This window comes from Listeria weihenstephanensis (assembly GCF_003534205.1).
Classification (GTDB): Bacteria; Bacillota; Bacilli; order Lactobacillales; family Listeriaceae; genus Listeria_A; species Listeria_A weihenstephanensis.
Genome location: NZ_CP011102.1, coordinates 3,175,573 through 3,200,885, shown reverse-complemented (window position 1 = coordinate 3,200,885; position 25,313 = coordinate 3,175,573). Strand labels below are relative to the sequence as shown.

Sequence of the window (25,313 nt, the reverse complement as noted above, 5' to 3'; positions counted from 1 at the left end):
CAGCAATCTTCTCTTGTTTCAAGCGTTTCTTTGCGATGACTTCTAAGTATTGGTATAATTGGGAACATATGAGAGACATAGAGGTGATATGGGAATGAAAACATGGTTTATAGATAGAAAACTAGAAATAATAGCGATCGCATTGATTCTTATTTTTACGGCGCCATTATTTATTTTAGGTGGGAATAGCCATATTCGAATTCATGATAATTTAGATTCAAATATGACATGGTATAAGGTTTTACTGAATAGCGGGAACTATTTGGCGAAAACGGGAAGTAATATTCCTCAAATGCTCGATGGGGTCGCGCCAAGAGACTCTTTTGATTCTCAATTTGTAGGGATTGTTTGGTTGTATGCGATATTTCCAACGCCACTCGCTTTTGCTTTTAGCCAGCTGATTACGCGTATATTCGCATTTATCGGCATGCGCTTATGGTTACGTGATTACATCATTAAAGATCCATCCAAAAAATACATAACGCTGTTTGTAGCTGTAGCCTTTGCTTTGACACCGTTTTGGCCTTCGGGGATGCTTAGTACACTTGGAATGCCACTCGCATTGTGGGCGTTCTTAAATATCCGTAAAGGCAAAAAGAGCATCTGGAATTGGCTGATTTTGACGCTACTACCGTTTTATTCAAGCCTGATTCTTGGTTTTTGTTTCTTACTTTTCTTAGTTGCGTGTATTTGGATATACGATATCGTGAAGAAACGTGGCTGGAATTGGCGATTCTTTAGCAGTATAGCGTATATGTCGATCATTTATTGCATCGTCAATTATCGATTTATTTCACAGATGTTTTTCCAAACGAATGAGCCTGATTCGAGAAGTGCGTTTAGCTTGCCGAACAATAGTGTCTTAGGCTCCGTTAGGTTAACTTTTAAGAATTTTACTATAGGGCATACACATGACCAGCCACTTGCGACGTATGTTATCTTGCCAGTTATTCTTTTGGCATTGGTTATGATGCTGGTGAAAAAAGAGTGGCGGACGCAGAAACCATTTTTATGGTTAATGGCTCTTAATTTTTCATTGTCGATTTGGTATGCTTTTTGGTGGTGGGGCGCTTGGAATCCGATTAAAGAACAGATTTCAATTATGCGTTCGTTTAATTTTTCACGCTTTCACTTCTTGCAACCGTTCATTTTCTATGGATTATTTGCCTTGGCGCTTGTTTATTTTGCAAGTAAAGGTGGTTGGTGGAAACGGATTGCGATGATTGGCTTGGTCTTGCAACTATGTGTGGTGTTTGCGGGGAATTCGGAAATAGTATATCGTGCAGCTGGTACACCATCGATCGATCAGTTTTATGCGAAAAAAGAATTTCGGGAGATAAAAAACTATATTGGTAAGCCACAAAAAGATTATCGAGTGGCGAGTATTGGGATTCATCCGTCGATTTCGCAGGAAAATGGTTTTTATACGTTAGATGGGTACGTTAACTCTTATCCACTTAGTTATAAAGCGAAGTTTCGTGAGATTATTGCAAAAGAACTAGATAAGAGTCCGACTTTGAAGGATTATTATGATGGTTGGGGAAATCGCGTGTATATTTTCTCGGCAGAACTCGGTAAAAACTATCTTTTCGATAAGAATTCTAAGAAGCATATTAAGAATTTGGAGCTGAATACGCGAGCTTTCAAGGAAATGGGTGGCGAGTATATTTTTTCAGCCGTACCGATTGATAATGCGAGGGAAAACGATCTCCATTTAGAGAAAACATTTGACGATAAAGAAGCAGCTTGGAAAATATACTTATACAAAGTGGGTGATTTAAATGCGAGATAAACCTTTGTTGACAATTATTGTGCCTTGTTATAATGAGGAAGAAGTTCTGGCAGAAACGATGAAGCAGCTAGGCGCCATTTTGCACGATATGAAGGATAAATTGGTGATACATGAGGATAGTGACCTATTGTTTGTGGATGATGGTAGTCGGGATAAGACTTGGGAAGTTATTGAAAATGGGATAGCGATACAAGATCATATCAGTGGTGTCAAATTGAGTAGGAATTTTGGACATCAAAATGCGTTACTTGCAGGAATGAAGGCAGCTGAAGGTCGCGCGGATTGTATCATTTCGATCGATTCGGATTTGCAAGATGATGTTGGGGTTATTCCTGATTTTGTAGAGAAATATCGCGCAGGTTACGAAGTTGTATATGGTATTCGTGATGAACGTAAGACTGATACCCGATTTAAGCGAGGTTCGGCACACTTGTTTTACACGATGATGGGCAAGTTTGGGATTCATTTAATTCCCGATCATGCCGATTATCGCTTGCTCGGAAGTATGGCGCTGCAGGAGATGAACTTGTTCCCTGAGAATAATATTTTCCTGCGTGGTATTGTTCCGTTGATCGGTTTTAAGTCAGATAAAGTTTATTACCATCGTAAAGAACGTTTTGCTGGAGAGTCTAAATATCCATTGAAAAAAATGCTTGCTTTTGCGGCGGATGGCTTAACGTCATTTAGTGTCGCGCCGATTCGTTTTGTAACCGGCCTCGGAGCGCTGATGTTTATTGTAGCAATCGTGATTGGTATTTATACATTTATACAGCATTTATCAGGTACAGCAACATCAGGATGGTCCTCGTTAATGCTATCTATCTGGGTTATTGGCGGTATTCAGATGATGAGTTTGGGTGTAGTTGGTGAGTATATCGGACGTATTTATTCAGAAGTGAAGCAGAGACCGAGATTTATTATTGAGACAAATTCCTATGTCGAAAGTGGGCATGAAAAATGATTGGAATAAGTAGTTGTTTGACGGGGATCTGCTGTCGTTATGACGGTAGGTCCAATTTGGTAGAGGAATTAAAAAGGCTAATCGATACGGGGCAGGCGATCTCGTTTTGCCCTGAGGTTTTGGGTGGAATGCCGACACCTCGTGATCCCGCTGAAATCGTTGGTGGAAGTGCGGATGATGTTTGGTCGGGAAAAGCACGCGTGATGACGGTAAAAGGTGAAGATGTGACTGTGGAATTCAAAGCAGGAGCCTTAAAAGCTTTAAAAGAAGCACAAGCGCAAAATATTCATCAAGTTATTTTAAAGGCAAATAGCCCGTCGTGTGGTTCCGCGATGGTTTATGATGGCACTTTTTCTGGGAAGAAGATCGCTGGCGCTGGAATCACGGCGAGCCTGTTTCGTCAAAATGGTATTGAGGTCATGGACGAGGATGCATTCTTAGCGAGCATCACTCATCCATGATTTTTTCTGGATCACGGACTTTTTTTCTAGCGCGCAATAGTTCTGGTAAAGCGCCTGATCCAAGCATAACGCCGATAATGATCAAAATAAAGCCTAGAATTTGCATCATGCTGATTTGTTCATTTAGGAATAATGCTGCTCCAATGAGTGAGAAAAAGGGGTTCAGGTTCATAAAAATCGCAGTTTTTGATGGTCCAATTTGTCCGACTGCAAAATTGTAAATCAAATTTCCAAATGCTGTTGCGAATAGTGCAGAAGCAAGAAATAGTAGCCACATCGAAGTGGTTTGTCCGCTCATTTGGGCAAGTCCGTCTGGCTCTTGAATGAGGCTGGTGAAAAATAGTAATACGGAGCCAATTAAGAGCATGTATGCTGTCATTAAACGTGGGTCGAGTGAACCTGCGATGCGTTTAATAATGATGAAACTGAAGCATTGTGAGAGTATCGCGATGAAAACATAGATGTCCCCAAGAGAAATACCCGAAAGTCCTTGTCCGCCAGTGAGAACGATCAGTGAAACGCCGAGAAGTCCTGAGACGAGTCCGATTAATTGTGCTCTTGAAATGGCTTCATGTAAAAAAATAACCGCCAAAATAGCCGTCAAAATGGGACCGATTCCTAAAATAAGGCCACCGTTTGTTCCTGTTGTCATCGTTAATCCTGATGCTAGAAAATAGTGATGAATGACAATGTTAAATAGGCTGCCCGCAACAATATAGCCGAGTTCGCGCCGTGTTGGAAATCTGAATTTACGGATGGCAATGAGGAAAATGAAGACGGCGATTGCGGCTGTGAAAATTCGGAATGAAGTCATCGTTATCGGCGGAAAATGAGCGACTAAAACCTTTGTAGCGGTTACATTTAGTCCCCAACTTGCCATGACTAGAACGAGCAGTAGATAAAGTGATGTTTGTGTTTTCCCTTTTTGCATGTTGATTGAACCTTCTTTCTATGTAGACGATATGGCTAGTATAGCATAGAAACGGTCTGGGGTATAACCTAAATAAATCGGCGAAAAGCGCTCGTATTTAGGGAGTTTGGCGGACTTTCAGAGTCGCTCTGGATTCCGCCAAACTCCCTGAAGACAAACACTTTAGCTCGATTTGTGTAAAGCATGATTTTTCGTCCGGTTCTCTAGTCACTTAATCATTTTTTTTGCGGTCGCGCCAATTTTTACCGCGGACCACGATAACGTCACAAGGCGAGTGTGTGGCGATATAGTCAGAAACGCTACCTAATATAAATTGTTCTGTTGGTGTTAGCCCAGTGGAGCCGACAAGAACTAAATCGGGTTGGAATGCACCGATAATTTTTTTAACAAAAGTTGTTTTTGGTGTTCCGAATTTGACGAAGGTTTCTACGTTTTTGACGCCTAGTTTCTCGGCTTCATTTTTATAAATTTCAACAAGCTCTATGCCGTATGCTTTGGCTTTTTTTGCGTATGTTTGCTCGTAATCAATGAGTGGTGCGATTCGGCGAACATCTGCTACGAAGCCGATACCAAGCGTTGCACCGTCTTTTTTTGCGATTTGAATACCTCGTTTTAGGGCTTCTTCTGCTTCATTTGAACCGTCCACGCCAACTAGAATTTTATGGTAGATTGTCATTTTGATTTCATCCTCTCTGTGTCGCTATTCCCCTTATTAACACCATACCCATTTTTTAAGGGGATGATGCGTATTTTTTGGAGAATCGGATTTATTTGTGGTACACTTGTTGTGAAAAACGAATAATTAGAGACTGGAATGCTGACGCTTGCCGCCGATTTAGCTTGCGTATACACCAGAATCGTATACTGGGGGAGTCTTTCTTAAGACCGAGATATGGATATAATTCATGGACCCTTTGAACCTGTTGAGTTAGCACTCGCGTAGGGAAGTATTGGGGAACTTGATGTTACATATCATGACGCCTTTTCTTACGCTATTGCTGGCGCGAGGAAGGGCGTTTTTTTGTTTGGAAAAAAGGAGGAATTGGATATGGTACGTTTTTCGGAGGAATTGCATGCGGAGAATCGGGAAATTTGGCAGAGGAGTAAGGATCATCCGTTTGTGAAGCAGTTGGTGGCGGGGAGTTTGGGAAAGGCGGAGTTTCGTTATTATTTATTGCAGGATCATTATTATTTGACGCATTATGTGAAGGTGATTGCGCTCGGTATTGCCTATGCGGACGATTATGACGCGATGATAGAGTTGAGTCGGTCGCTTGCTTCTTTGGAGGTCTCCGAGCTTTCGATGCGTGAAAAATTTTATCCGTTTGTCGGGATCAAGGAGAAGGATTTAACGGGGATTGTACCGAGTCCAGCGGCTTATCATTATACGTCACATATGTATCGGGTTGCGGGATCGCAGTCACTAGGTCGAATTTTAGCGGGAATTTTGCCGTGTTATTGGCTGTATCAGGAGATTGGTGAGCAGTATGCGGGGGCGGTAAGTCCGGATCCGCTGTATCAGGCTTGGTTGGATATTTATCAGGATGCGGCTTACGCGGAAGGGTTACAGCGGCAGATTGATTTGCTTGATCGGGTTGCTCAGGGCTTGCCAGATGCGGAGTTGGAGGCGATGCGGGACGATTTTCGGATTAGTAGTTACGCGGAATTGGCTTTTTGGGACATGGCTTTTGAGAGGCAAACATGGGATGGGAGTGATTTAGATGGCAAATTGGCAACTTATTGAGGAGGTGCGAGCGCGAAATCCGTTGGTGCATGTGATTACGAATATTGTGGTGGCGAATGATTTGGCGAACGGGTTGTTAGCGCTTGGGGCATCACCGATTATGGCGTCGGCTGTGGAGGAAATGGTTGAACTGGGCGGTTTGGCAGATGTAGTCGTGATTAATATTGGGACGCTAAATGCTGATTTGGTAGCGTCGATGTTAGCAGTTGGAAAGGCGGCCAATGCTGCAGGAACGCCAGTTGTGTTAGACCCAGTAGGCGTTGGTGCAACGGCGTATAGACGGGAAACGGTTCGGCGATTATTGGCGGAGATTCAGTTTGCAGTGATCCGTGGAAACATTGGTGAACTTGCAAGTATTGCGGGAGTCGACTGGAACGCGCGAGGAGTAGACGCAGGTTCGGGCGATACCACGCAAGCGACGGATATAGCGTTAAAAGTAGCGCGCGAATACAAGACGGTGGTTGCGATTAGTGGCGCGGTAGATACGATTTCTGATGGAGAACATGTGCGGACTATCAAAAACGGTGATCCACTTTTACCTCAGATCACGGGTTCGGGGTGTTTGCTAAGTTGCATGATTGCTGCTTTTGTCAGTGTGACCGATGATTATTTAACGGCAGTTGTAACGGCATCAGCGAGCTATGCAATTGCTTCGGAATACGCTGCGAAAACGCTGAAAAGGAATTTACCAGCTTCTTTTCGGATCGCGTTTATCGATGAATTAGCCCTATTGCACACGCATGATCATGAAAAACTGGCATCGATTGAGGAGGTGCGTTGAATGTTCCCACAAGCAGTTACGATCGCAGGCTCTGACAGCGGTGGTGGAGCTGGAATTCAGGCGGATATCAAAACGTTTCAGGAACGCCGCGTCTTTGGAATGTCTGCTATCACAGCAATTACAGCGCAAAACACGAAGGGGGTTCAAGCGATTCACCCAGTTCCAATTGATATATTAGAGGCGCAGCTTGATGCTCTAAATGATGATTTTGCGATATCTGCCGTCAAAACTGGAATGCTCGTGGATGAGGCACATATTGCGAGTGTGATTTCTCGGTTGCAACGCTTCGACTGGGGGCCGCTCATCGTCGACCCAGTGATGATTGCTAAAGGCGGCGCCCGACTTGTAAGTAATGAGGCCATTGCTACTATCCGTGAAAATTTGTTACCGCTTGCAACAATAGTTACACCCAATATACCAGAAGCAGAAGTCATTGCTGAAATGTCTATCGAATCCACCGCTCAAATTAAAAAAGCGGCTAAACGTATCCAATTACTAGGGGTCAAAACGGTCATTATTAAAGGAGGTCATAGTGAGGATAAGGCGGAATCGCGAGACTATGTCTTAGACGGGGAGAATGAATTTTGGCTTGAGGCGAAGCGTGTTAAAACGAAGCAGACACACGGAACTGGTTGTACTTTTTCGGCATGCATCACGGCTGAACTCGCAAAAGGTGCCTCCACAGAGTATGCTATTCAGACCGCAAAAAAATTCATAACTAGCGCGATTTCTCAACCACTTAATATTGGGCATGGCAATGGTCCAACCAATCACTGGGCACATAGGAAGGAGAGTCAAGAATGATGATCAGCGAGATGTTAGACGTTTATTTTATTGCAGGGACACAGGATGTTTTGGCGGGAGAATTATTGCCAGTTTTAGAAGACGCTCTAAAGTCAGGGGTTACTTGCTTTCAATTCCGTGAAAAAAAGCTAACGGAGCCTGCCAAAATAGAATCACTGGCCAAGTCATGTCAGGAAATTTGCAGAAAGTATCAAGTTCCATTTTTCGTGAATGATGATGTGAAGTTAGCGCTTAAAATTGGGGCGGACGGCGTTCATGTAGGTCAAGAAGATATGGCGATTAGCAAAGTTATTGCGTCGTGTGCAGGGAAAATGAAGATCGGGCTTTCTGTTAATACATTGGAACAGGCGGACGAAGCAGCATCCTGTAAAGCGCTTGATTACATTGGTGTCGGGCCAATTTTTGCAACGATTTCTAAAGCGGATGCGAAACCGGTGACTGGTTTGAAATTGCTTCAGGAGATCCGCGATTCGGGGGTGACGTTGCCAATCGTAGCTATCGGAGGCATTACGCCTGAACGAGCAAAATGGGTTCGAGAGAGTGGAGCGCAAGGCATGGCAGTGATTTCAGCGATTACGAAATCAGAAAATCGTCGCGAAACCGTTGCAGCTTTTCAATAAAAATAATCGACTCCTGATTAAGAAGTCGATTATTATTTATTCTACAGATTTTAAAGCTTCAATCATGTCGACGCGCTTCAGTTTGACGTGCATAACAATCATGACAAGTGTTGAGAACAGCAAGGTTAAGAGCGCTGCATAGAGATAACTCATCGCGTGAATGGTTGGGCTGAACATCAAAATATCAACTTCGGCGGTTGATGTGACGAAGCGATGCAAGAATGTACCGAGGACGAACCCGACGAGAATCCCCATTACCGTTAAAATTAGATTTTCGCGGTACACATACATCGTGACTTCTTTCGGATAGAAGCCAAGCACTTTGATCGTGGACAATTCACGAATCCGCTCGGAAACGTTGATGTTAGTCAGGTTGTAGAGCACGATAAAGGCGAGTGCCGCCGCTGAAATAATCAAGACAATAATCACGATATCCAGGCTATCCATCGTACTTCCAAACGCATTGCTGGCTGTATTTGTGAATGTGACGGCTAACACGGCAGGATTTTTCAACATTTTCTCGGCAAAACTGTCCTGCCATTTTTGATCGGTATTTTTGAGTTGGAGCAGTTGAGTGTTATATTCTGGCTGGTTTTTGAAAACTTGATTGTAATAAGTTGGCGTCATATAAATATAATGCATCGCGTAAGTCTCTGTGATACCAGTGACTTTGATCGTGTAGCGGTTATTATCGCCATCTTTAATCGTCAAGGAATCACCAGCCTTGACGCCATACAATTTTGCCAATTTTTCTGAGAGAACTGCACCGTTGTTGGTTAGTGGCACCGGATCATGCGTCTTTCGGTCACGAAGCACAACGTAATCTTCGAAATTATCTAATGTTTTCGGTGTAATCAGTGTGGCACCTTGGTTAGCGACACCTTTTTCAACCGCCGTCATATTTTTCTGAGCAACATCGATGGCCCCTTTAATATTTGGCGTGTTTGCAATAGCGTCGTTGTAATCTTGAAGCGGCGTTTTCGTAGCATTGCTATCCAAAACAACGACAGCATCGTATTTCATAATTTGATCATATTGTAGAGGCACAATGTCACCAATCGAATTTTTCAGGCCGAATCCTGTGAGTAGAAGTGCGGTACATCCTGCTACGCCTAGAACCGTCATTAACATTCGCTGTTTGTAACGGAAAATATTTCGGGCGGTCACTTTGCTGGTGAAATTCATCCGTTTCCAAATGAAAGGCATGCGTTCAAGTAGGATTCGTTTCCCGTTTTTAGGTGCTTTCGGTCGCATCAAGGAAGCGGCATTTTCGCGTAATTCTGTGCGACAAGATACGAAAGCCGTTAACGTGGTACAAAATAGCGCTACCGCTAGGGAAATGAGGCTGTAGCTCCAATAAAACGAGATATCAAGCGCTGGTAAATTATAAAGCGAACCGTAGGCCACGAAGATGATCTGCGGGAACACTTGGAAGCCAATCGCGAGTCCAATCGCTGTACCCGTAATACTTGCGAGCGAACCATAAACAAGAAATTTAGCGATGATATCCATATTACTGTAACCAAGCGCCTTCAGCGTCCCAGTCTGCGTTCGCTGCTCCTCAACCATCCGCGTCATCGTCGTTAAACAAACGAGTGCTGCGATTAGGAAAAAGAAAACAGGGAAGGCGGTCGATAAAGAAGCAATCCGGTCCGCATTATCTTTATATTCCGTATAACCAGGATTATCCGTTCGGTCACTAATAAAATACTTCGGTAACTCAAGCGCATCCAGCTTTTCTTGCGCGATTTGGATGTCTTTTTTCGCTGTGGCAATTTTAGCAAGAGCTTTCTTTTTCTCCGCTTCAAAAGTGGCTAAGTTCGCTGCGTATGTTGCTTCGGCCGCGTCGAGTTTGGCTTTGGCAGCGTCCAACTTAGCATACCCATCTGCCTTAGCGTCGGCAAATTTCTGTTTTCCGCTTTCCAGTTGCGCCATACCATTCGCGTAATCTTTTTTGCCCTGCGCTAGCTTATCTTTAGCTTGAGCTAGTTCGCGTTTTTTGGCTTCTAATTCGAGCTGTTTATCTGCCAGCAATTGGCGATTTTGGTTTATTTCTTTTTGCGCAGCGGCTACCTCTTTATTGGCTGCCGCGAGTTGTGTCGTAGCTTCTTTTTTCAGGCGATTTAACTGGGTTTCAGAAAGCGTGCCGTCAAAATAGTCTTGAATGTAGCCACTGAGCTCTGGGCTGAATTCATCCGCGTTATCGATGATTTCTTGCTTGGTTTCGTCATCCAGATCCGCAACGGGAATATCGCCAAGCGTGTAGTTTTTGACAGAATCGTACAAACGTTGAACCATCGCGAGCTGTTCTTTACTCTCATCAAGCATCATTTGACCGTCTTCAAGCTCCAACTGCGCTTCATCCAATTGTATCTCGGCATCACTGATTTGCGCTTCGCCGTCTTTTATTTTCCGTTCAGCAGCCGCGATATCTTTCTTCGCCTGCGCTAATTTTGCTGTATTGTTATCAATTTCTGCTTGACCGTCCGCAAGTTTCGTTTCTAGCTCGCGTTTGCCATCGTAATACGTGGCCCAGCCTTGATCAATCTGTGCGCGCGCATCGTCTAATTTCTGTTGATTCAGGTCGATTTCTGCGAGACCATCCGCAATCTCCTTTTTCCCATCATTAATCTTCGTTTGACCATCCGCACGAATGGCACTAAGTCTAGCTTCTGGCTGTCCCTTCAACGCTTTTTTCACAAGCGCAGTATTGCGCTCAATCGCTGAATCATAGGCATCACTGTAGGCTTCTGCGCTCGCGGTATTGTCAAACGTCATGAATGCCGTCGAATAATATTTCGAATCAAAATCCGCCTCAGGAATCACCGCAAAAATATCAGCGCGTCCATTGCCAATCGTAGAAGTTCCACGTGTCCCTTTTTCGATGTATTCAGCGCTGGAAACCATGCCTACCACCGTAAAAGTTGTCGTTTGGAACTTGCCCTTTATCGCGCTCCCATCACTATTTACAAACGTGATCTTATCGCCAATTTTGTATTTTTTTGACGCTTTGGCAACGGAATCAATCGCTATTTCGCCGCTTTTCTGCGGTAGGCGTCCTTTTGTGAGTGTATATTTATTGATAACATTATTTTCAGGCAAAGAAAAAACCTTCGTAATGAGCAGCGAATCTTTCAACATCACATCAGACGTATAGCCAGGTTGCACATTTTTCGCACCTGGAATATTTTTTAAAATCGCGATGTCATCCTTGTTTAAACCGTACGTAGATTGTACCTGTAAGTCCATCAAATTCTGTGACGCATAATATTTATCGGTCGTGTTAATCATGTCGGGACCTGTTGCTTTCAAGCCAACAAAGAAGGCAACACCGAGCGCGATCAATAGGAAAATAGAAATAAATCGGCCTTTAGATTTTGCGATTTCTCGCCATATATCTTTCCATAATGCTTTTTTCATATGATTCTCCTTACCATTCTATGCTGTCGATCGAAACAGGATTTTTCTGGATCTTGACATCACGAACCTTAGCGTTATTAATCTCAATAATGCGATCGGCAATGGGCGTAATTGCTGTATTATGCGTGATGACAATAACAGTCGTACCAGTATTTCGACACGTATCTTGGAGTAACTTCAACACCGATTTCCCAGTATTGTAATCAAGCGCCCCCGTAGGTTCGTCGCACAACAATAATTTTGGCTGTTTCGCGAGGGCCCGAGCAATGGCAACACGCTGCTGCTCCCCACCTGAGAGTTGTGCTGGGAAATTATCCATTCGTTCTTCCAAGCCAACCTGTTTCAAAACGAGCTCCGCATCAAGCGCGTTCGGCGAAATCTGCGTTGCCAGCTCCACATTTTCTTTTGCCGTTAAACTTGGCACCAAATTATAAAATTGGAACACAAAGCCGACATCTGTTCGCCGATAACCAGTTAATTGTTTTGCATTATAAGCCGCGATATCCGTCCCATCAATGAAAATATGCCCCTCATCGCTCATATCCATGCCACCCAAAATATTGAGTACCGTGGATTTTCCTGCACCAGAAGGTCCGACAATGATAACAAATTCTCCTTGTTCTATCTGGAACGTAATGCCATCATTCGCAGTAACCACTTTTTCGCCTAATCGGTAGCGTTTATAGATTTGATCCATTTCAACAAAAGCCATGTGAGCATCTCCCTCATCGTATGTTAGTTTCCGAACATTAATTCTTTTATTATAGCATAGTTATTCTGGGAAAACTCCCAAATTCAAAAAAAATAAACCGCTGCATCCTTGCCATACAGCCAACGAAAAAAACATTACAGAACAAGTGTTCGTTTTTATCTTGACTTCGCATTCAGAGGGGTTTATAGTAAGATTACTCCTTAAAAATGGGGCGGGGGGAGATGAATAATATGAATAAAAAGAGACAAAGAGAGATCAATATTCTATTTTCGCGGCTGGTTGATTTTCACAATGAACAAGAGATGACGTTTCATCAATGTAACCGTAAATGTTTTATTTGTCGTAAAATCAGAAATCTGAGAATAGAGCAGGAAAAACTAGAGAACAATGATGAAGCGGCTAGCAGAGTAAGAACACAATTATCACTTATTAGTTATTTTTCGACCCACTCCAAAGATCAAATAGCACAGTGGGACGAACAAGAACGGGAACAATTATATGACACTATTTTAACCAAAATTAAGCAGTCTTAGGGGGAGTACAATGAATGAACAAGTGCAGAGAAGCAGAGCGTCTATTATTCAAGTACAACGCATTATTACAAGGTTTACCAAAGAGAAGTATGCCCAAACAGAATGAGGAGCACCAACTAAGATTACCCAAAAAACTAGTCGAAAATACAATGTATAGCGAAATTAAACAGATCACCGACGCGATAAATAAGCTGAATTATGATCAACGGGAGGTCATTCTGATGAAGTATTTATCGCAGAAGAGGCAGACCAATATCGAGGTTTATATGAATATTGGTTGGAGTGAATCTCATTACTATCGCCTGAAGAAGAAAGCGTTAGAAGACTTACTGGATGCCTATAAAGTAGAGTGTGGGGAAATGAACGGGCTACCGATGAATTAAAGAAGAAATGTCATACTAGAACGGGGAGGTATGATGAAGATGGGAAAGAAAAATTTGTATAGTTTGGAAGTGATTATTACGGGACTTGAGAATCTAGTAGCGAATGCCACCGAGATTACATTTGGTATCCTTTTTGTAGCCTTGCTCGTCTGGGTGATGCGAAAGAATGATGAGCGGGAAGAACGCTATCAAAAAACAATCGATAATTTGAGTGAGTTGGCACAGGAAATGAAAATCATCGAACAAGCGGTCAACGAGATGAGAGCAGATGTGATTGAGTTGAAAATGAAATAAAAAACAGTCTGGAGATTTCCTGCAAAGCCAAATCTTCAATTAAGAAAGGCTTTACAGGGATTCCAGACTGTACATATCGTTATTTGTGTATATCTCGAGGCTCTAATCCTTTACGGAACACATCACCGAGCACATTGAAGGCTAGTATTGTTAGTAAAATAAAGGCACCAGGGAAGAGCGCTAAATAAGTCGCATCTCCAATATAACCTTGCGCATTGTTCAGCATACTGCCCCATGAAGAATTGGGTTGCTGTACACCTAGACCAAGGAAACTTAGTGCAGACTCGGTTAGAATTGCAGCAGCGATATTTAGAGAAGCCGCCACGACAATAGATGGCATCGCGTTCGGAATAATATGCCGGGTAATAACGTGCCAAACGCTCGCGCCACTGGATTTAGAGTACAGAATAAACTCACGTTCTTTTAAGGATAACGTTTCTGCACGCACGATCCTGGCAACATCCATCCAAGATAGGAGACCGATAATCAAGATAATATTACCAATACCAGGTTTTAGGTAGGCATTCAAGATCATCAATAAGAAAAAAGATGGAATAGACATGAAAATATCTAAGAAACGCATCAATAAACTATCCACAATGCCACCAAAGTAACCACTGACGGTTCCAGCTACTGTTCCCACAACGAGGGCAATTAACATAGCAAGGAAGCCAACAGATAAGGAAACACGACCACCATATAACACACGAGTGAAATAATCGCGTCCATGGTCATCCGTCCCAAACCAATGAGAAGCACTTGGTGGAAGTAGTTTATCTTGAATCGATAAAGCATTTGGATCATAGGGGGAAAGAAACGCAAAGATACATGCTAAGGCGAATACTACTAAAATACCGATAGCAAACAGGCCACGTTTTTCACTTAATAGAAAATGCCAAAAAGTTCGTTCGCGTGGTAACTGTGCTTTTTCAACAGGTTGTGTATTTTTTGGCTTTGTAAATTTTGAAAGATCTGCTTTCATCATCGTCAGCTAACCTCCCTTATACGTGGATCAACAATGGTGTAGGCGATATCGGCAAGTAAATTACCAATAATGAGTAGTAGAGCTGAGAACATAGTGATCGCCATAATCATGGGATAATCTAGTTGAAAAATCGCGTTGATACCAAGAGACCCCATACCAGGCCAAGAAAAGACGCTTTCAGTAATAAAGGCTCCAGTAATAATTTGTGGTAGATACATGCCGAGCAACGTGATAACGGGAAGTAATGAGTTTTTTAAGACATGATCACGCATAATTTGCGATTTTGAAAGTCCTTTAGCATAGCCGAACAGCACATATTCTTCTTTTAGTTGATTAATCGTATTGGAGCGGACGTACCGATAATAGGAGGCACACCCTTGGAAAGTCAGGGCTGTAACGGGAAGAATCGCATGTTTAGCAACGTCCCAAAAAGATTCCACACCAATTGTACGCATACCAAGACTTGGCAACCAATGCAATTGAATAGAAAAAACGTCGATCAATATCATTGCAAACCAAAAAATTGGAATGGAAATACCGACATAAGATACGGCGTTAAGAAAACGATCTAATTTTGTATTTTCGTATGCAGCGGCAATTAAGCCAAGTGGAATAGAAAAAAGTAATGTAAAGAAAAGTGCAGTACCCATGAGACCGATTGTTGCTGGTAGGCGATCAAGAATTTGGCCAAGAACAGGCTGATTATTAATTAAAGAGTAGCCAAAGTTACCTTGAAGCACATTGCCTAGCCATTTGAAATATTGAACGTATATCGGCTGATCGAGGCCTAAGCTTTGTCGAATTCGTTCGACATCATCTGGGTTCATATTTGGCGTAACGAAAGAAGAAATTGGATCTCCAGGTGCCAGTTGAACCAGTGCAAAAGATACCAATGAGATGATAAATAGCATCGGTATAATTTGTAACACACGTTTTGATATGGTTTGTATCATGAAGAAAAGCCCCTAACAAAGAAAGTATAGTGAAACAACGTAAAGCCCTCACCAATAGGAAAAAAGCTTTAGAATGGCTCTTCTCCAATTGGTTTGGGGCTTCATTTTATACACATTAAGTTATTATAGCATGCGGGAGGCGATTTTTACTTAATATAAAGCTTAGATAAATCGCGGAACATGGTTACTGGTTGTGGTGTTGCTGCTTTTGTTCCTTGATATTGTTTGCCAATTGCAAGAACGGCATTATCATAAGAAATTGGATAAACAACGGCATCATCAGCTAATGTTGTTTGGATTTGTTCGTAAATCGCTTGACGTGCAGTATCATCAGCTGTTACCGCGCCTTTATTCCAAAGCTTATCTAATTCTGGGTTGCTATAATTCGCGTAGTTATATGGTTCGCCTGTCATATATAGCGTTTTATATGGATCAGGATCATTACCCATAATATATCCGCCAAGCATTAACGAGTAAGCAGCACTCTTACGATCAAGTGTGATATTGCTCATTGCCGTTGGGTCAGTTGGTTTAAGTTCAAGGGAAACGCCAATGGATTTCAGCTGTTCTTGAATATAAAGGGCGATACTTTCTTGGGCTTTACTGTTATTTAGATAGATAATATTAAGTTTATCGGAATCTTTATAACCACTCTTAGTCAAAAGTTGTTTTGCTTTGTCTAAATCTTGGTCGTAGGTTTCTACTTTATCAGTAAAGAACTTCGTGTTTTCAGTTAAGATGGAGCTTGCTGGTTTCGCATATTCTTGTGAACCATAGGCTGCGTCAATTAAATCTTTGCGATCTAGTGTTAAAGAAATCGCTTGGCGTAAGTCTTTTGATTTCAAAGCTGGTACGTTTTGATTGAAAGCAACATAGCTTAAACGATTTTCAGGATATGTGATGATATTGACATCACTTGCTTTTTCTACTTTATTTCGTTCTGCGGGCTGGATTGTTTTTAGGTTGATCTCGCCATTTTGCAAGGCAAGGTTGGCCGCATTTTGATCTTTTGTAATTCGGAATGTGACCTTATCAAGTTTTGGCTTGCCGTCGAAATATTTGTCGAACTTCTCTAATGAGTAGTATTCACCAGATTTATAGTTTACGAATTTATAAGGTCCAGAACCTACGGGATTATTATTTTTATCGCTTTTATCAATATTAGCTACGCCATCAAAAATATGTTTTGGAATAGGGAAGAATGTTTTTAATGTGTTTTCAAATGCTGGTGCTACTTGTGGTAAAGTGAATTTCACGGTTGTTGGATTTTCAGCAACTACTTTCACAGGCTTGTTATCGAAGACCCAGTTGCCACGATAAGGACTGTTTTGTTTTTCATCAATCATGGCATTTACTGAAAATACAACGTCATCCGCTGTCAAAGGCTTACCATCATGCCAAGTTAGGCCATCTTTCAATGTGACAGTATATGTTAGGTTATCTGCTGAAACGTCTAATTTATCAGCTAAAGCAGGTTTGCCATCAGATTCCCAAAATAGTGGCGCGTAAAGTGCTTGTTGAATTGTTAAGGTCACACGATCGCTGGAATAGTTTGGATTAACAACTTCGGGCTCACCAGGAACTCCGATAATGATAGAATTACTATCTTTTGAGCCGCTTGCGCTGTCAGATGAACTTCCAGAGCCTCCGCAAGCTGCTAATACCAACATTAATGCTAATGTAAAAACGAATACAATACCTTTTTTCATATATTCTCCCCTTTTCTGCAAATATGTTCTTTTTTAATTCTTACTGAATAAGTAGGAATTGGTTATATATAAAGTACCTCGATTCGCTTTTAAAGTCAAGGTATTTTGACTGGAACGAAAAAGTATTTTTTAAGACATGCTTTTTGGTATAATATAGAGGGAAATATCAGGATGGGATGTGTGGACATAAATGTTGAAATACGATTCGATATTGGAGACAAAGGCATACGATTTTCTTAGGCATAATAGGGATTTGAATAATATTGCTTATTTGGTGGCAAGTGGTTCCCATGGTTATGGGACGAATATTGCTGGAAGTGATTTAGATTTGCGGGGATTTTTAATAGAAGATGATCGTTATTTATTCGGTTTAGATACATTTGAACAGTTTGAGGAAAAGGATACGGATACTGTGATTTTTGGCGCGCGGAAGTTTATTAAATTATGCGCACAGGGAAATCCGAACATGCTGGAACTCTTGGGTGTTGACGAAGAGGAGATTGTGATTTGCTCAGAAGCGGGGCGGATAGTTCGAGATAACGTTGGTCTATTTTTGACGAGGCGGGTGGAGCAGACATTTGGTAATTACGCGAATGCACAGTTAAAAAGATTGCAGAACGGATTAGTTAGAAATGAGGAGTCGATCGCTTTACAGGAAAAGCATGTACTTGAAACGCTACATCGACAAATGCGTCATTTCAATGGGAAATATGCAAACTTGGAGGACGGATTACAGCTTAGAATAATAGAAGACGAGATTGTGATGGATGCGGGTTTGAAGAGGTATCCGTTACGGGATTTTGTAGGGATATACGGGGAATTACAAGCTACTGTCCGGACGTATGAGAAGTTTGGGAAGGCTACGGATACGCCAAAGGAATTGCCGCGTTTGTATAAGCACGCGATGCATTTAGTGAGAATGCTTGTGACGGGCCGTGATATTTTGGAGGGAAAGGGCGTCGTGACAAAGCGGAGAGCTGAGCATGATGTATTACTGGCTATTCGGAACGGCGATTTGTCGTTTGAGGAAATTTTTGAGCAAGTGGCGGTATTTCAAGAGGAGTTTGAGCGAGCGGCACGTGAGACGAGTTTGCCGGATAAAGTAGATATGGGGCAAGTTGAGGAGTTGCTAGTATCTCTATACAAAAAATAATCCACCCAAGCTAGAAATAAGCCTGGATGGATAGGATTTAATCTTCTTTTTTGTTGAACCAACGTTTTTTAGCGCTGACTTGTGCTTCTTTTTCAGCTTGTTTTGCTTCATTGATTTCGTGTGATACAAGCGCTTCGTCCATACGAACAACGCGACCGCCTAATTTGCTATTTACAAGATCATTGATGTATTCGTTATGCTCTTCCTCAGCGATAAGAATAACGCCAGTTTGACCTTCAGGTATTGTTTCTAGTGTTTTCTCAAAGACGTTCATGGCATCGCGAATTTCTTTGGCATCTTGCGTAGAGCCGATAATTGCACCGGTCATCCAGCCAAGTAATACGCCTAGTGGACCGCCTAAGATCCCAACTAGCATACCAATCAAGCTGCCTTTCATGTTTTTATCGCCACCTGTGAAGTCTAGGAAATCTTTTGCATTTATCTTATGGTTGCCATCATGTTCTACAACTGCCATTTGTTCGCCGTGAATTTTTCTTTCTGTGTGTAATGTCTTTATTTCTGAAAATGCTTGGTAAGACTTACTTTCTGTTTCGAAATTCATGATGAGAACTGTTTTGTTAATCTGTTTACTCATGTCGAATAGCCTCCTACTTTTCTATAAAATGTCGGGACGTTACGCCTCATGTCCAGTATACTCGTTCTGGGCTGCAAAAACAAAATATAAACTATTTTTAGTTTTTCCTGTGCGAGTTTCGGGAAAAGAATAATAAGATGATGGAGGGGATAGTATGATTAATGGTTTTGAAGGAATAAATATAGCGGTAGAAAATCCGGAGCAGTTTGTGCGCTTTTATAGTGAACAGTTGGGTGTTCCGCTCGTTTTTGAAGGGCATGGAGGCTATGTTGGGGCGAAATTAGCTTTTTCGCGTCATGATCCAGGTATTATTGTTTGGAGTAATGCGAACGATGATGTGGCAACTCACGGACTTACCGAGTTTGTTTTTCGGTCGGATGATCTAGATAAAACGTATGAAAAACTGAAATTGAACGGTGTCGATATCCAGCCTCCATTTATGGCTGATTGGGGTGGAAAAGAGCTGAGATGCGCTGATCCAGAAGGAAATAGCGTTTTAATTTTGGAAGGTGCCTATTAAGTTATAAAATGGAAAACAGCTGGTTTTGCGACGGGCTGTTTTTTTTGTTGCGAAAAGGGGATTTCACTAGCAATTATATCATAATTATGATATAATAATGATAATATTATGATAAGAGGAGGGCAAGGAAATGCCTGAAATTAGACCGGTTTCTGATTTAAGAAATAATTTTACTGATATTTCCAAGATTGTCCACGAACGTAGTGAACCTATTTTCTTAACGAAGAATGGACATGGAGATATGGTAGTTATGAGTATCGAAACGTATGAAGAAATGTGTCAATATGAGACGCGTGCGCTTACGAAATAAATAGGGAAATGGTGAGATAATTGGATAAAAAGAGAAACTATCATGTGAAATTTTTGACGGAAAAAGATGTAGCTATAGCTGAGGAAGTTTGCGTGAAATGTGAGGATTACTTCTTGATAGAACAAGGCGTAGCGGCAACAACAGAGAATGCAATGTCGATTATTACGGAGATACCTAAAGGGAAAACCAAGCACGATAAGTTTGTAATGGCAGTGCTTGACGAAGCGGATAAGCCGATCGGATTGATTGATGTGGTCGCGGACTTCCCTCGAAAAGGGCAGTGGATTATCGGATTGTTAATGCTAATACCGGAAGAGCGTGGGAGCGGATTTGGTAAAGTGCTGTATCAAGTTATTAAGGATTGGGCTTCAGATGGCAGTGCGGACTCGTTGCGGATTGGTGTTCTTGAAGAGAATAAAGAAGCCATTGGATTTTGGTCACATCTTGGTTTTGAAAAAGAGGAAGAGAAGCAGCAAACATATGGTGGGAAAGAGCATCTTGTGCACGTGATGGTACAAAAAATATAGGTGGTTACAAAGGGGAGCTATCCTCGTTATTTTTCGGGGACTATTTGAATCTCTACTTCACAAAAATCGGCGCTTGTTGCCGTTTTTTTGTTTACACCTATATATCTAGTTCGCTTTTCTGTAAGGGGTAAAAAAGCGTGAAGAGCATTGGAAAAGCAAAATTGACACAAAATGAATGAATTGCTTTTAGGTAGTTGCAATTTGTGTTATAATAAGAATATAAAAAGACGGAGGTGCGTAGGATGACATCAAGTATGGAAGAGAGCTTTGTGAATGAAACTGCAACAAAATTTGCTTATGAGCATACATGGGTAGCCTCGACGGATGAGATTATTAGTGAGAAATTAAGAGAGGCAGAAAGAGACTTTGTAACTGGAAATACAAGTACTTGGGAAGACGTGAAGAGTCGAGTAGCCATTTTGACAGAACGAGCGCGTGCTAAATCTGTTTTTGAAGGGAAATAACCTATGGATGGTAGCGTTAAGGTTAGCCTTTCTAGGCATGCTAGCATTGATTACGAGCGCATTTCGCTTTATTTATTAGAAGATTTGTATCAGTCTCGAGCAGAAGAGCATTTTAGCAGAAATATCGATACGTTGTTTTTAAATTTAGCGATATTTCCTAAAATGGGTAATCTGTATGATACTGACAAAGAGTTATCTAGGCCATATCGCAAACTTAATTTGGATAAGTATACGGTGTTTTATGTGTATTATGAAGAGCAGCGGTGTATTGAAGTGTATCGTATTTTAGCTGGGCTATCCAATTATATGGCTATTATTAAAGATGCTACGCCAATCTATGAAATATAAAAAATCTGGAAAGCGCATGTCTAATATAGAGACAGCATACTTTCCAGATTTTTTAGCGTGTTTTCAAATGACTTATTGATGCGCCGTTAATGAGTTTTGTTTCGATAATCATATTTTTGCTAGGGGTATCGTTTTGCTGGATTAAATCAAAAAGTAACTCGGTAGCAGCTTTTCCTAATCGCTTGGTGGGGATGTCAATCGCTGTCAGTGGCGGTGATAGAAAGGTGGAGACAACGCGATCATTGTAGCCGACGATGGAAAGATCTTCTGGTATTTGTAAGCCATGTTCGGAGGCTACTTTGTAAATGCTGAGTACTTTTAAATCATCTGTGGCAAAAATGGCAGTGGGCCGATCTGGGTGTGATAGCAACTGATGTGCGGCGTTATAAGCGTCTTCGGCGGTGTATCCGCTATCTAAAATCCAGTCGCGCCGAATGTCTAGGTTGTGATCAAATAGACAACTGCGATACCCGGCTAGTCGATCGATGGAGACGTGATAATTCAGTGGCGCGTGAAGACAGGCGATGTTTTTATGCCCATTTTTGATGAGTAGATTTGTTAGCTCGTAGGAGTCTTTGAAATTGTCTGTATCGACAGAATAAACATTTGTGTAGTTGCCATCGATTTTCCCGGTAACAACGATGGGGATGTTGAATGGATCTAGTTTTTCGAAAAAGGATTCGTCTGCGGGCGAGCTTAGCATGATAATTCCTTTGATCATTTTTTCTTTGATTTTGGCAATACATTTATCGAGTTCATCATCGGTATTTCGGGATGTTTGCAGAATTAAGTCGAAGTTCTGATCTTCTGCAATCGCCGAGATGGAATGAATGATTTCTGAGAAAAATGGATTTCCTGCTGTGGTCTTGGTTGGGCGATTTGAAATGACCATAATGGCGTCGAATCCTGAATTTGTTAGTGCTCGGGCTAATTTGCTCGGTTTATATTGTAGTTCTTCAATGGCTATGAGGACGCGTTTTTTTGAATCAGCAGAAATGTTTGTTTGATTGTTTAGTACGCGTGAAACGGTAGATTTCGAGACTCCGGCGTGGCGTGCTATGTCGTAAATAGTAGCTCCCATTTTAGTTATTTCCTCCTTGTTTCTATCTTGATGAGACCGTTCCCATCTTTATATATACTTATGCTATCTATTCTACTCAATTGTGGTAAAGATGTCCAATAAGAAATGAAACGTGTAGGGACAAAGTTTTGGATGAAATATTTTTACGATGTGTTAAAAAAGGTATTGACAGAAAGCGCTTTCTATAATATACTCTTTTTGTGGGAGCGGTACCATAAAAGGAGGTAAAAATGGATATTCTTTTAAGACGATTGGAATGTATATATGAAAGTGAAAGCGCTATATCTCTAGAGGGGAAGATTAGAGAGCGAATACAAGAAGCGAAAATGAAGAAATTAAAGCAACGGAAGTCAGGTTGGGATCAAGAAGATGTGGTTATGATTACATATGGTGATCAGTTTTGCGAAAAGGATCAACCTACACTGACGACGCTTAAGAAGATGTATGATAAGTACTTGGATGAGATGTTTGAAGTAGTTCATATTTTGCCGTTTTATCCGTATTCTTCGGATGATGGCTTTTCGGTGATTGATTACAAAAAGGTGAATCCGAAGCTTGGTGATTGGCGAAATTTTGCGGATTTGACGCAATCGACACGGTTGATGTTTGATTATGTTTGCAACCATATGTCGGCGAAAAGTGACTGGTTCGAGGGTTTTCTGAATCAGGACGCGGAGTATGATGATTTCTTTGTTTCGCTGCCGCAAGATACGGATTTGACGGCGGTTACTAGGCCGCGGGCGACGCCGGTTTTGACGGAGTTTGAGATGGCAGATGGTACGAAAACGCATATTTGGACGACGTTTAGTGCGGATCAGATTGATCTTAATTTTAGGAATCCGAATGTGTTGTTGAAAATGATTGATGTTTTGGCGTTTTATTTGGAAGAGGGCGCGGAGTATATTAGGTTGGATGCGGTCGGTTTCATGTGGAAAGAGCCTGGGACATCTTGCATTCACTTGGAAAAAACGCATGAAATTGTGAAGTTATTCCGCGATATTCTGGATGAAATTGCTCCAGGAACGGTGATGATTACGGAGACGAACGTGCCGCATAAGGATAATATTACTTACTTTGGAAATGGCCAAGATGAGGCGCATATGGTGTACCAGTTCCCGTTGCCACCGCTTGTTTTGCAGGCGATACATACTGGTGATGGGCAAGCTTTATCGGGCTGGGCGCGTGATTTGGAGTTGCCTGGTGAGAATGCTACGTTTTTCAATTTCCTAGCTTCGCATGATGGTATTGGCTTGAATCCGATTCGTGGAATTTTGTCGGAAGAGGAAATTTTGGCTCTGGTGGCGGATTTGGAAAAGGAAGGCGCGCTTGTTTCGTATAAGCAGAATCCTGATGGAACGAAGAGTCCATATGAGGTGAATGTGACGTACATGGATGCGCTGAATCGCTTGGCGGACAATGATGATACGCGGTTACAACGGTTCTTGTTGGCGCATTCGATTTTGCTGACTATTCCTGGGGTTCCAGCGGTTTACGTGCAAAGTATTCTTGGCGCTCGAAATGATCTGGATGGTGTTGCGGAAACGGGACATAATCGCTCAATCAACCGTAAAAAATACCCGATTGCGGAGATTGAAATGGGACTTGCGGACGCGGAAACATTGATGCATCGTACTTTTGAAGGAATTAAAGAAATGATTCAAGTTCGTAAAACGCAAGGCTTATTCCATCCCAATGTGCCGATGGAGGTTGTGGATTTAGGGAAAGAAATTTTTGCGATTAGGCGTGTGGATGCTTCGGGAGACAGTGTTCTTGCATTGCATAATTTATCTGATCAGCCGATATCATGTGATGTCGCTGTGAATTGGGATATTTTAAAAGATCAGCCGATTTCTGGGAGCGCTCCAATTGTTCTTGCTCCTTACGAATTCCGCTGGTTAACAAACAAAAACTAGGAGGGTTTTAGGTGAAAAAGAGAGGTTCGATTTTACTTGTTGTTGTGTTAATGTTGAGTGCGATTTTGGCGGCGTGTGGTGGTTCATCGGGAAGTGCGGATGATAAAGAAGTGACGATTGAATTCATGCATTCTTCGGTTGAAAAGGAACGTTTGGACGTTATTAAAGAATTAGTTGCGAAATTTGAAAAGGAAAATCCGAATATTAAAGTGAAGCAAGTGCCTGTCGAGGAAGATGCGTTTAACACGAAAGTTGTAACGTTGGCGCGGTCTGGTAAGTTGCCAGCAGTTTTGGAAGTAAGTCAAGATTTTGCGAAAGTAATGGATAAAGATAAATTGATCGATCAAGACGCGGTCAAAGACGTGATTAAAGAGGTTGGCGAGGACAGTTATTATGAAGGCGCGCTGAACTTGGTGCGTTCTGAGAATGGCAAAAGTTATATCGGCGTTCCGCTTACGGGCTGGGTGCAAGGTATTTGGTACGACAAGAAGGCTTTAGCTGCGGCGAATTTCGAGGAGCCAAAGAATTGGAATGACATTTTGACAATCGCGAAGCATTTTACGAATAAAGCGAACAAGAAATATGGTATTGCGATTCCTACAGCAGAAGGCGCGATGGCGGAGCAAGCATTTTCTCAGTTTGCGCTTTCTAATGAGGCGAACGTTTTAGATGCGAAAGGCAATATTACGATCGATACGAAAGAAATGAATCAGGCATTGACGTTTTATCAAGAATTATCGAAATACACGATGCCTGGATCGAATGATGTAACGGAAATCAAGGATGCGTTTATGAATGGTACGGCCCCAATGGCGATGTATTCGACGTACATTTTGCCGGCGGTATTTACGGATGGCGACCCGAGCAACGTTGGATTTATCATCCCGGAAGAGAAGGAAAAAGCGGTGTACGGAACGGTTTCGGCGCTGGCACTTTCGGACGGTCTGGATGATGCACAAAAAGATGCTGGTAAAAAGTTCGTGGAGTTCTTGTCAAAACCTGAGAACCAAACGAAATGGGTATTAATGTCTCCAGGTGGGGCGCAACCAGTAAATAAAGGCGTTATCGAAAACGAAGCGTATAAAAACAATGAAGTCGTGAAATCATTCGGCGCGTTGTCTGAGGAAATCGCGAAATCGTTCGATGATATTCAGATTTTCGGCTTAGTTGACGGTAAAAATTTCACCAAAATGGGCGATATCACAAGTTCAGGCGTTATCGCGAAAATGGTGAATAATGTGACGGTTGGCGGCAAGGATGTCGATTCGGAGCTTGAAAAAGCGCAGAGCACGGCCGAATCTAATAACTAAGAATAAGGA

Annotated in this window: 27 protein-coding genes and 1 riboswitch; of the genes, 18 read left to right on the top strand and 9 right to left on the bottom strand. The window is 42.0% G+C overall.

What is annotated here, in order from left to right; all coding sequences use genetic code 11:
* Positions 1-88: 88 nt before the first annotated feature.
* From UE46_RS15375 to UE46_RS15365, 3 genes are read left to right on the top strand one after another with little or no spacing between them, the layout of a single operon-like run.
* Entirely contained in the window at positions 89-1,792 is a 1,704-nt protein-coding gene (locus UE46_RS15375; RefSeq protein WP_036063151.1) for a DUF6044 family protein, read from the top strand.
* Positions 1,782-2,753: a glycosyltransferase family 2 protein gene (locus UE46_RS15370; RefSeq protein ID WP_036063149.1), complete on the top strand. Its 972-nt coding sequence runs from the start codon at positions 1,782-1,784 to the stop codon at positions 2,751-2,753. The genes UE46_RS15375 and UE46_RS15370 overlap by 11 nt, the downstream gene beginning before the upstream one ends.
* On the top strand, positions 2,750-3,214 hold the full coding sequence (locus UE46_RS15365) for a 2-thiouracil desulfurase family protein (protein WP_036063147.1): 465 nt from the start codon (positions 2,750-2,752) through the stop codon (positions 3,212-3,214). The genes UE46_RS15370 and UE46_RS15365 overlap by 4 nt, the downstream gene beginning before the upstream one ends.
* Here the strand turns inward: UE46_RS15365 and UE46_RS15360 are convergent.
* Both UE46_RS15360 and UE46_RS15355 read right to left on the bottom strand, forming a co-directional pair.
* Entirely contained in the window at positions 3,201-4,145 is a 945-nt protein-coding gene (locus tag UE46_RS15360) for a DMT family transporter (RefSeq protein ID WP_036063145.1), read from the bottom strand. The genes UE46_RS15365 and UE46_RS15360 overlap by 14 nt on opposite strands.
* 211 nt (positions 4,146-4,356) lie before the next feature.
* A complete protein-coding gene (locus UE46_RS15355; RefSeq protein ID WP_118907754.1) occupies positions 4,357-4,821 on the bottom strand; it encodes a universal stress protein in 465 nt (154 codons plus the stop codon).
* A gap of 180 nt (positions 4,822-5,001) precedes the next feature.
* A riboswitch (TPP riboswitch) is annotated at positions 5,002-5,108 on the top strand.
* 85 nt (positions 5,109-5,193) lie between these two features.
* Here UE46_RS15355 and tenA point away from each other — a divergent pair.
* The 4 genes from tenA to thiE are packed head-to-tail and all read left to right on the top strand — an operon-like array spanning position 5,194 to position 8,094.
* Positions 5,194-5,889 carry a thiaminase II gene (gene tenA / locus UE46_RS15350; RefSeq protein ID WP_036063143.1) on the top strand — a complete coding sequence of 232 codons (696 nt, stop codon included), beginning with the start codon at positions 5,194-5,196 and terminating at the stop codon, positions 5,887-5,889.
* On the top strand, positions 5,867-6,670 hold the full coding sequence (thiM, locus tag UE46_RS15345; protein ID WP_036063141.1) for a hydroxyethylthiazole kinase: 804 nt from the start codon (positions 5,867-5,869) through the stop codon (positions 6,668-6,670). Before tenA ends, thiM begins: the two co-directional genes overlap by 23 nt.
* Positions 6,671-7,474, top strand: a complete 804-nt coding sequence (gene thiD / locus UE46_RS15340) for a bifunctional hydroxymethylpyrimidine kinase/phosphomethylpyrimidine kinase (protein ID WP_036063139.1) — start codon at positions 6,671-6,673, stop codon at positions 7,472-7,474. It begins immediately after the preceding gene.
* 2 nt (positions 7,475-7,476) lie between these two features.
* Positions 7,477-8,094 (top strand): thiamine phosphate synthase, encoded by a 618-nt coding sequence (thiE, locus tag UE46_RS15335; protein ID WP_118907835.1) that lies wholly within the window; start codon positions 7,477-7,479, stop codon positions 8,092-8,094.
* A 36-nt stretch (positions 8,095-8,130) separates the two neighbouring features.
* On the opposite strand, the gene UE46_RS15330 is transcribed toward thiE, so the two are convergent.
* Both UE46_RS15330 and UE46_RS15325 read right to left on the bottom strand, forming a co-directional pair.
* Entirely contained in the window at positions 8,131-11,514 is a 3,384-nt protein-coding gene (locus UE46_RS15330) for an FtsX-like permease family protein (RefSeq protein ID WP_036063135.1), read from the bottom strand.
* Positions 11,515-11,524: 10 nt separating this feature from the next.
* On the bottom strand, positions 11,525-12,226 hold the full coding sequence (locus UE46_RS15325; RefSeq protein ID WP_036063132.1) for an ABC transporter ATP-binding protein: 702 nt from the start codon (positions 12,224-12,226) through the stop codon (positions 11,525-11,527).
* A gap of 230 nt (positions 12,227-12,456) precedes the next feature.
* On the opposite strand from UE46_RS15325, the gene UE46_RS15320 reads away from it, so the two are divergent.
* Genes UE46_RS15320 through UE46_RS15310 form a run of 3 tightly spaced genes read left to right on the top strand, consistent with a single transcriptional unit; the run spans position 12,457 to position 13,436 of the window.
* Positions 12,457-12,759, top strand: a complete 303-nt coding sequence (locus tag UE46_RS15320; protein WP_036063129.1) for a hypothetical protein — start codon at positions 12,457-12,459, stop codon at positions 12,757-12,759.
* Positions 12,760-12,773: 14 nt separating this feature from the next.
* On the top strand, positions 12,774-13,142 hold the full coding sequence (locus UE46_RS15315; protein WP_036063127.1) for an ArpU family phage packaging/lysis transcriptional regulator: 369 nt from the start codon (positions 12,774-12,776) through the stop codon (positions 13,140-13,142).
* 39 nt (positions 13,143-13,181) lie between these two features.
* Positions 13,182-13,436, top strand: a complete 255-nt coding sequence (locus tag UE46_RS15310; protein WP_051493067.1) for a BhlA/UviB family holin-like peptide — start codon at positions 13,182-13,184, stop codon at positions 13,434-13,436.
* Between the two features lie 79 nt (positions 13,437-13,515).
* On the opposite strand, the gene UE46_RS15305 is transcribed toward UE46_RS15310, so the two are convergent.
* From UE46_RS15305 to UE46_RS15295, 3 genes are all read right to left on the bottom strand, one after another.
* Positions 13,516-14,418, bottom strand: a complete 903-nt coding sequence (locus UE46_RS15305) for an ABC transporter permease (RefSeq protein WP_036063176.1) — start codon at positions 14,416-14,418, stop codon at positions 13,516-13,518.
* A 5-nt stretch (positions 14,419-14,423) separates the two neighbouring features.
* Positions 14,424-15,374 (bottom strand): ABC transporter permease, encoded by a 951-nt coding sequence (locus UE46_RS15300; protein ID WP_036063125.1) that lies wholly within the window; start codon positions 15,372-15,374, stop codon positions 14,424-14,426.
* A gap of 146 nt (positions 15,375-15,520) precedes the next feature.
* Complete coding sequence (locus UE46_RS15295; RefSeq protein WP_036063123.1) at positions 15,521-17,083, bottom strand: ABC transporter substrate-binding protein; 1,563 nt, start codon at positions 17,081-17,083, stop codon at positions 15,521-15,523.
* A gap of 190 nt (positions 17,084-17,273) precedes the next feature.
* Between UE46_RS15295 and UE46_RS15290 the strand changes: the two genes are divergently transcribed.
* Positions 17,274-18,236 (top strand): DNA polymerase beta superfamily protein, encoded by a 963-nt coding sequence (locus tag UE46_RS15290; RefSeq protein ID WP_036063121.1) that lies wholly within the window; start codon positions 17,274-17,276, stop codon positions 18,234-18,236.
* A 37-nt stretch (positions 18,237-18,273) separates the two neighbouring features.
* On the opposite strand, the gene UE46_RS15285 is transcribed toward UE46_RS15290, so the two are convergent.
* Positions 18,274-18,831, bottom strand: a complete 558-nt coding sequence (locus tag UE46_RS15285) for a DUF1269 domain-containing protein (RefSeq protein ID WP_118907753.1) — start codon at positions 18,829-18,831, stop codon at positions 18,274-18,276.
* 154 nt (positions 18,832-18,985) lie between these two features.
* On the opposite strand from UE46_RS15285, the gene UE46_RS15280 reads away from it, so the two are divergent.
* The 5 genes from UE46_RS15280 to UE46_RS15260 all read left to right on the top strand — a co-directional run bounded on the left by UE46_RS15280 (position 18,986) and on the right by UE46_RS15260 (position 21,000).
* Positions 18,986-19,351 carry a VOC family protein gene (locus tag UE46_RS15280; protein WP_036060752.1) on the top strand — a complete coding sequence of 122 codons (366 nt, stop codon included), beginning with the start codon at positions 18,986-18,988 and terminating at the stop codon, positions 19,349-19,351.
* Between the two features lie 130 nt (positions 19,352-19,481).
* Positions 19,482-19,661 (top strand): type II toxin-antitoxin system Phd/YefM family antitoxin, encoded by a 180-nt coding sequence (locus tag UE46_RS15275; RefSeq protein WP_077912509.1) that lies wholly within the window; start codon positions 19,482-19,484, stop codon positions 19,659-19,661.
* Between the two features lie 20 nt (positions 19,662-19,681).
* A complete protein-coding gene (locus UE46_RS15270) occupies positions 19,682-20,188 on the top strand; it encodes a GNAT family N-acetyltransferase (protein ID WP_036060750.1) in 507 nt (168 codons plus the stop codon).
* A gap of 242 nt (positions 20,189-20,430) precedes the next feature.
* A complete protein-coding gene (locus UE46_RS15265; RefSeq protein WP_036060749.1) occupies positions 20,431-20,652 on the top strand; it encodes a hypothetical protein in 222 nt (73 codons plus the stop codon).
* A gap of 3 nt (positions 20,653-20,655) precedes the next feature.
* Positions 20,656-21,000, top strand: a complete 345-nt coding sequence (locus UE46_RS15260) for a type II toxin-antitoxin system RelE/ParE family toxin (RefSeq protein ID WP_036060748.1) — start codon at positions 20,656-20,658, stop codon at positions 20,998-21,000.
* Between the two features lie 52 nt (positions 21,001-21,052).
* Here the strand turns inward: UE46_RS15260 and UE46_RS15255 are convergent, their stop codons facing one another.
* Complete coding sequence (locus UE46_RS15255; protein ID WP_036060747.1) at positions 21,053-22,081, bottom strand: LacI family DNA-binding transcriptional regulator; 1,029 nt, start codon at positions 22,079-22,081, stop codon at positions 21,053-21,055.
* Between the two features lie 230 nt (positions 22,082-22,311).
* Here UE46_RS15255 and UE46_RS15250 point away from each other — a divergent pair, with 230 nt between their 5' ends.
* Both UE46_RS15250 and UE46_RS15245 read left to right on the top strand, forming a co-directional pair.
* A complete protein-coding gene (locus tag UE46_RS15250; protein ID WP_036060746.1) occupies positions 22,312-23,994 on the top strand; it encodes an alpha-amylase family glycosyl hydrolase in 1,683 nt (560 codons plus the stop codon).
* A 50-nt stretch (positions 23,995-24,044) separates the two neighbouring features.
* Positions 24,045-25,304 carry an ABC transporter substrate-binding protein gene (locus UE46_RS15245; protein WP_411431061.1) on the top strand — a complete coding sequence of 420 codons (1,260 nt, stop codon included), beginning with the start codon at positions 24,045-24,047 and terminating at the stop codon, positions 25,302-25,304.
* The last annotated feature ends 9 nt before the right edge of the window (positions 25,305-25,313 follow it).

Coding starts and splice junctions, on each gene's coding strand:
- UE46_RS15375 (WP_036063151.1), top strand. CDS start 89: ATGGGAATGAAAACATGGTTTATAGATAGAAAACTAGAAATAATAGCG.
- UE46_RS15370 (WP_036063149.1), top strand. CDS start 1,782: ATGCGAGATAAACCTTTGTTGACAATTATTGTGCCTTGTTATAATGAG.
- UE46_RS15365 (WP_036063147.1), top strand. CDS start 2,750: ATGATTGGAATAAGTAGTTGTTTGACGGGGATCTGCTGTCGTTATGAC.
- UE46_RS15360 (WP_036063145.1), bottom strand. CDS start 4,145: ATGCAAAAAGGGAAAACACAAACATCACTTTATCTACTGCTCGTTCTA.
- UE46_RS15355 (WP_118907754.1), bottom strand. CDS start 4,821: ATGACAATCTACCATAAAATTCTAGTTGGCGTGGACGGTTCAAATGAA.
- tenA (WP_036063143.1), top strand. CDS start 5,194: ATGGTACGTTTTTCGGAGGAATTGCATGCGGAGAATCGGGAAATTTGG.
- thiM (WP_036063141.1), top strand. CDS start 5,867: ATGGCAAATTGGCAACTTATTGAGGAGGTGCGAGCGCGAAATCCGTTG.
- thiD (WP_036063139.1), top strand. CDS start 6,671: ATGTTCCCACAAGCAGTTACGATCGCAGGCTCTGACAGCGGTGGTGGA.
- UE46_RS15330 (WP_036063135.1), bottom strand. CDS start 11,514: ATGAAAAAAGCATTATGGAAAGATATATGGCGAGAAATCGCAAAATCT.
- UE46_RS15325 (WP_036063132.1), bottom strand. CDS start 12,226: ATGGCTTTTGTTGAAATGGATCAAATCTATAAACGCTACCGATTAGGC.
- UE46_RS15320 (WP_036063129.1), top strand. CDS start 12,457: ATGAATAAAAAGAGACAAAGAGAGATCAATATTCTATTTTCGCGGCTG.
- UE46_RS15315 (WP_036063127.1), top strand. CDS start 12,774: ATGAACAAGTGCAGAGAAGCAGAGCGTCTATTATTCAAGTACAACGCA.
- UE46_RS15310 (WP_051493067.1), top strand. CDS start 13,182: ATGGGAAAGAAAAATTTGTATAGTTTGGAAGTGATTATTACGGGACTT.
- UE46_RS15305 (WP_036063176.1), bottom strand. CDS start 14,418: ATGAAAGCAGATCTTTCAAAATTTACAAAGCCAAAAAATACACAACCT.
- UE46_RS15300 (WP_036063125.1), bottom strand. CDS start 15,374: ATGATACAAACCATATCAAAACGTGTGTTACAAATTATACCGATGCTA.
- UE46_RS15295 (WP_036063123.1), bottom strand. CDS start 17,083: ATGAAAAAAGGTATTGTATTCGTTTTTACATTAGCATTAATGTTGGTA.
- UE46_RS15290 (WP_036063121.1), top strand. CDS start 17,274: ATGTTGAAATACGATTCGATATTGGAGACAAAGGCATACGATTTTCTT.
- UE46_RS15285 (WP_118907753.1), bottom strand. CDS start 18,831: ATGAGTAAACAGATTAACAAAACAGTTCTCATCATGAATTTCGAAACA.
- UE46_RS15280 (WP_036060752.1), top strand. CDS start 18,986: ATGATTAATGGTTTTGAAGGAATAAATATAGCGGTAGAAAATCCGGAG.
- UE46_RS15275 (WP_077912509.1), top strand. CDS start 19,482: ATGCCTGAAATTAGACCGGTTTCTGATTTAAGAAATAATTTTACTGAT.
- UE46_RS15265 (WP_036060749.1), top strand. CDS start 20,431: ATGACATCAAGTATGGAAGAGAGCTTTGTGAATGAAACTGCAACAAAA.
- UE46_RS15260 (WP_036060748.1), top strand. CDS start 20,656: ATGGATGGTAGCGTTAAGGTTAGCCTTTCTAGGCATGCTAGCATTGAT.
- UE46_RS15255 (WP_036060747.1), bottom strand. CDS start 22,081: ATGGGAGCTACTATTTACGACATAGCACGCCACGCCGGAGTCTCGAAA.
- UE46_RS15250 (WP_036060746.1), top strand. CDS start 22,312: ATGGATATTCTTTTAAGACGATTGGAATGTATATATGAAAGTGAAAGC.
- UE46_RS15245 (WP_411431061.1), top strand. CDS start 24,045: ATGTTGAGTGCGATTTTGGCGGCGTGTGGTGGTTCATCGGGAAGTGCG.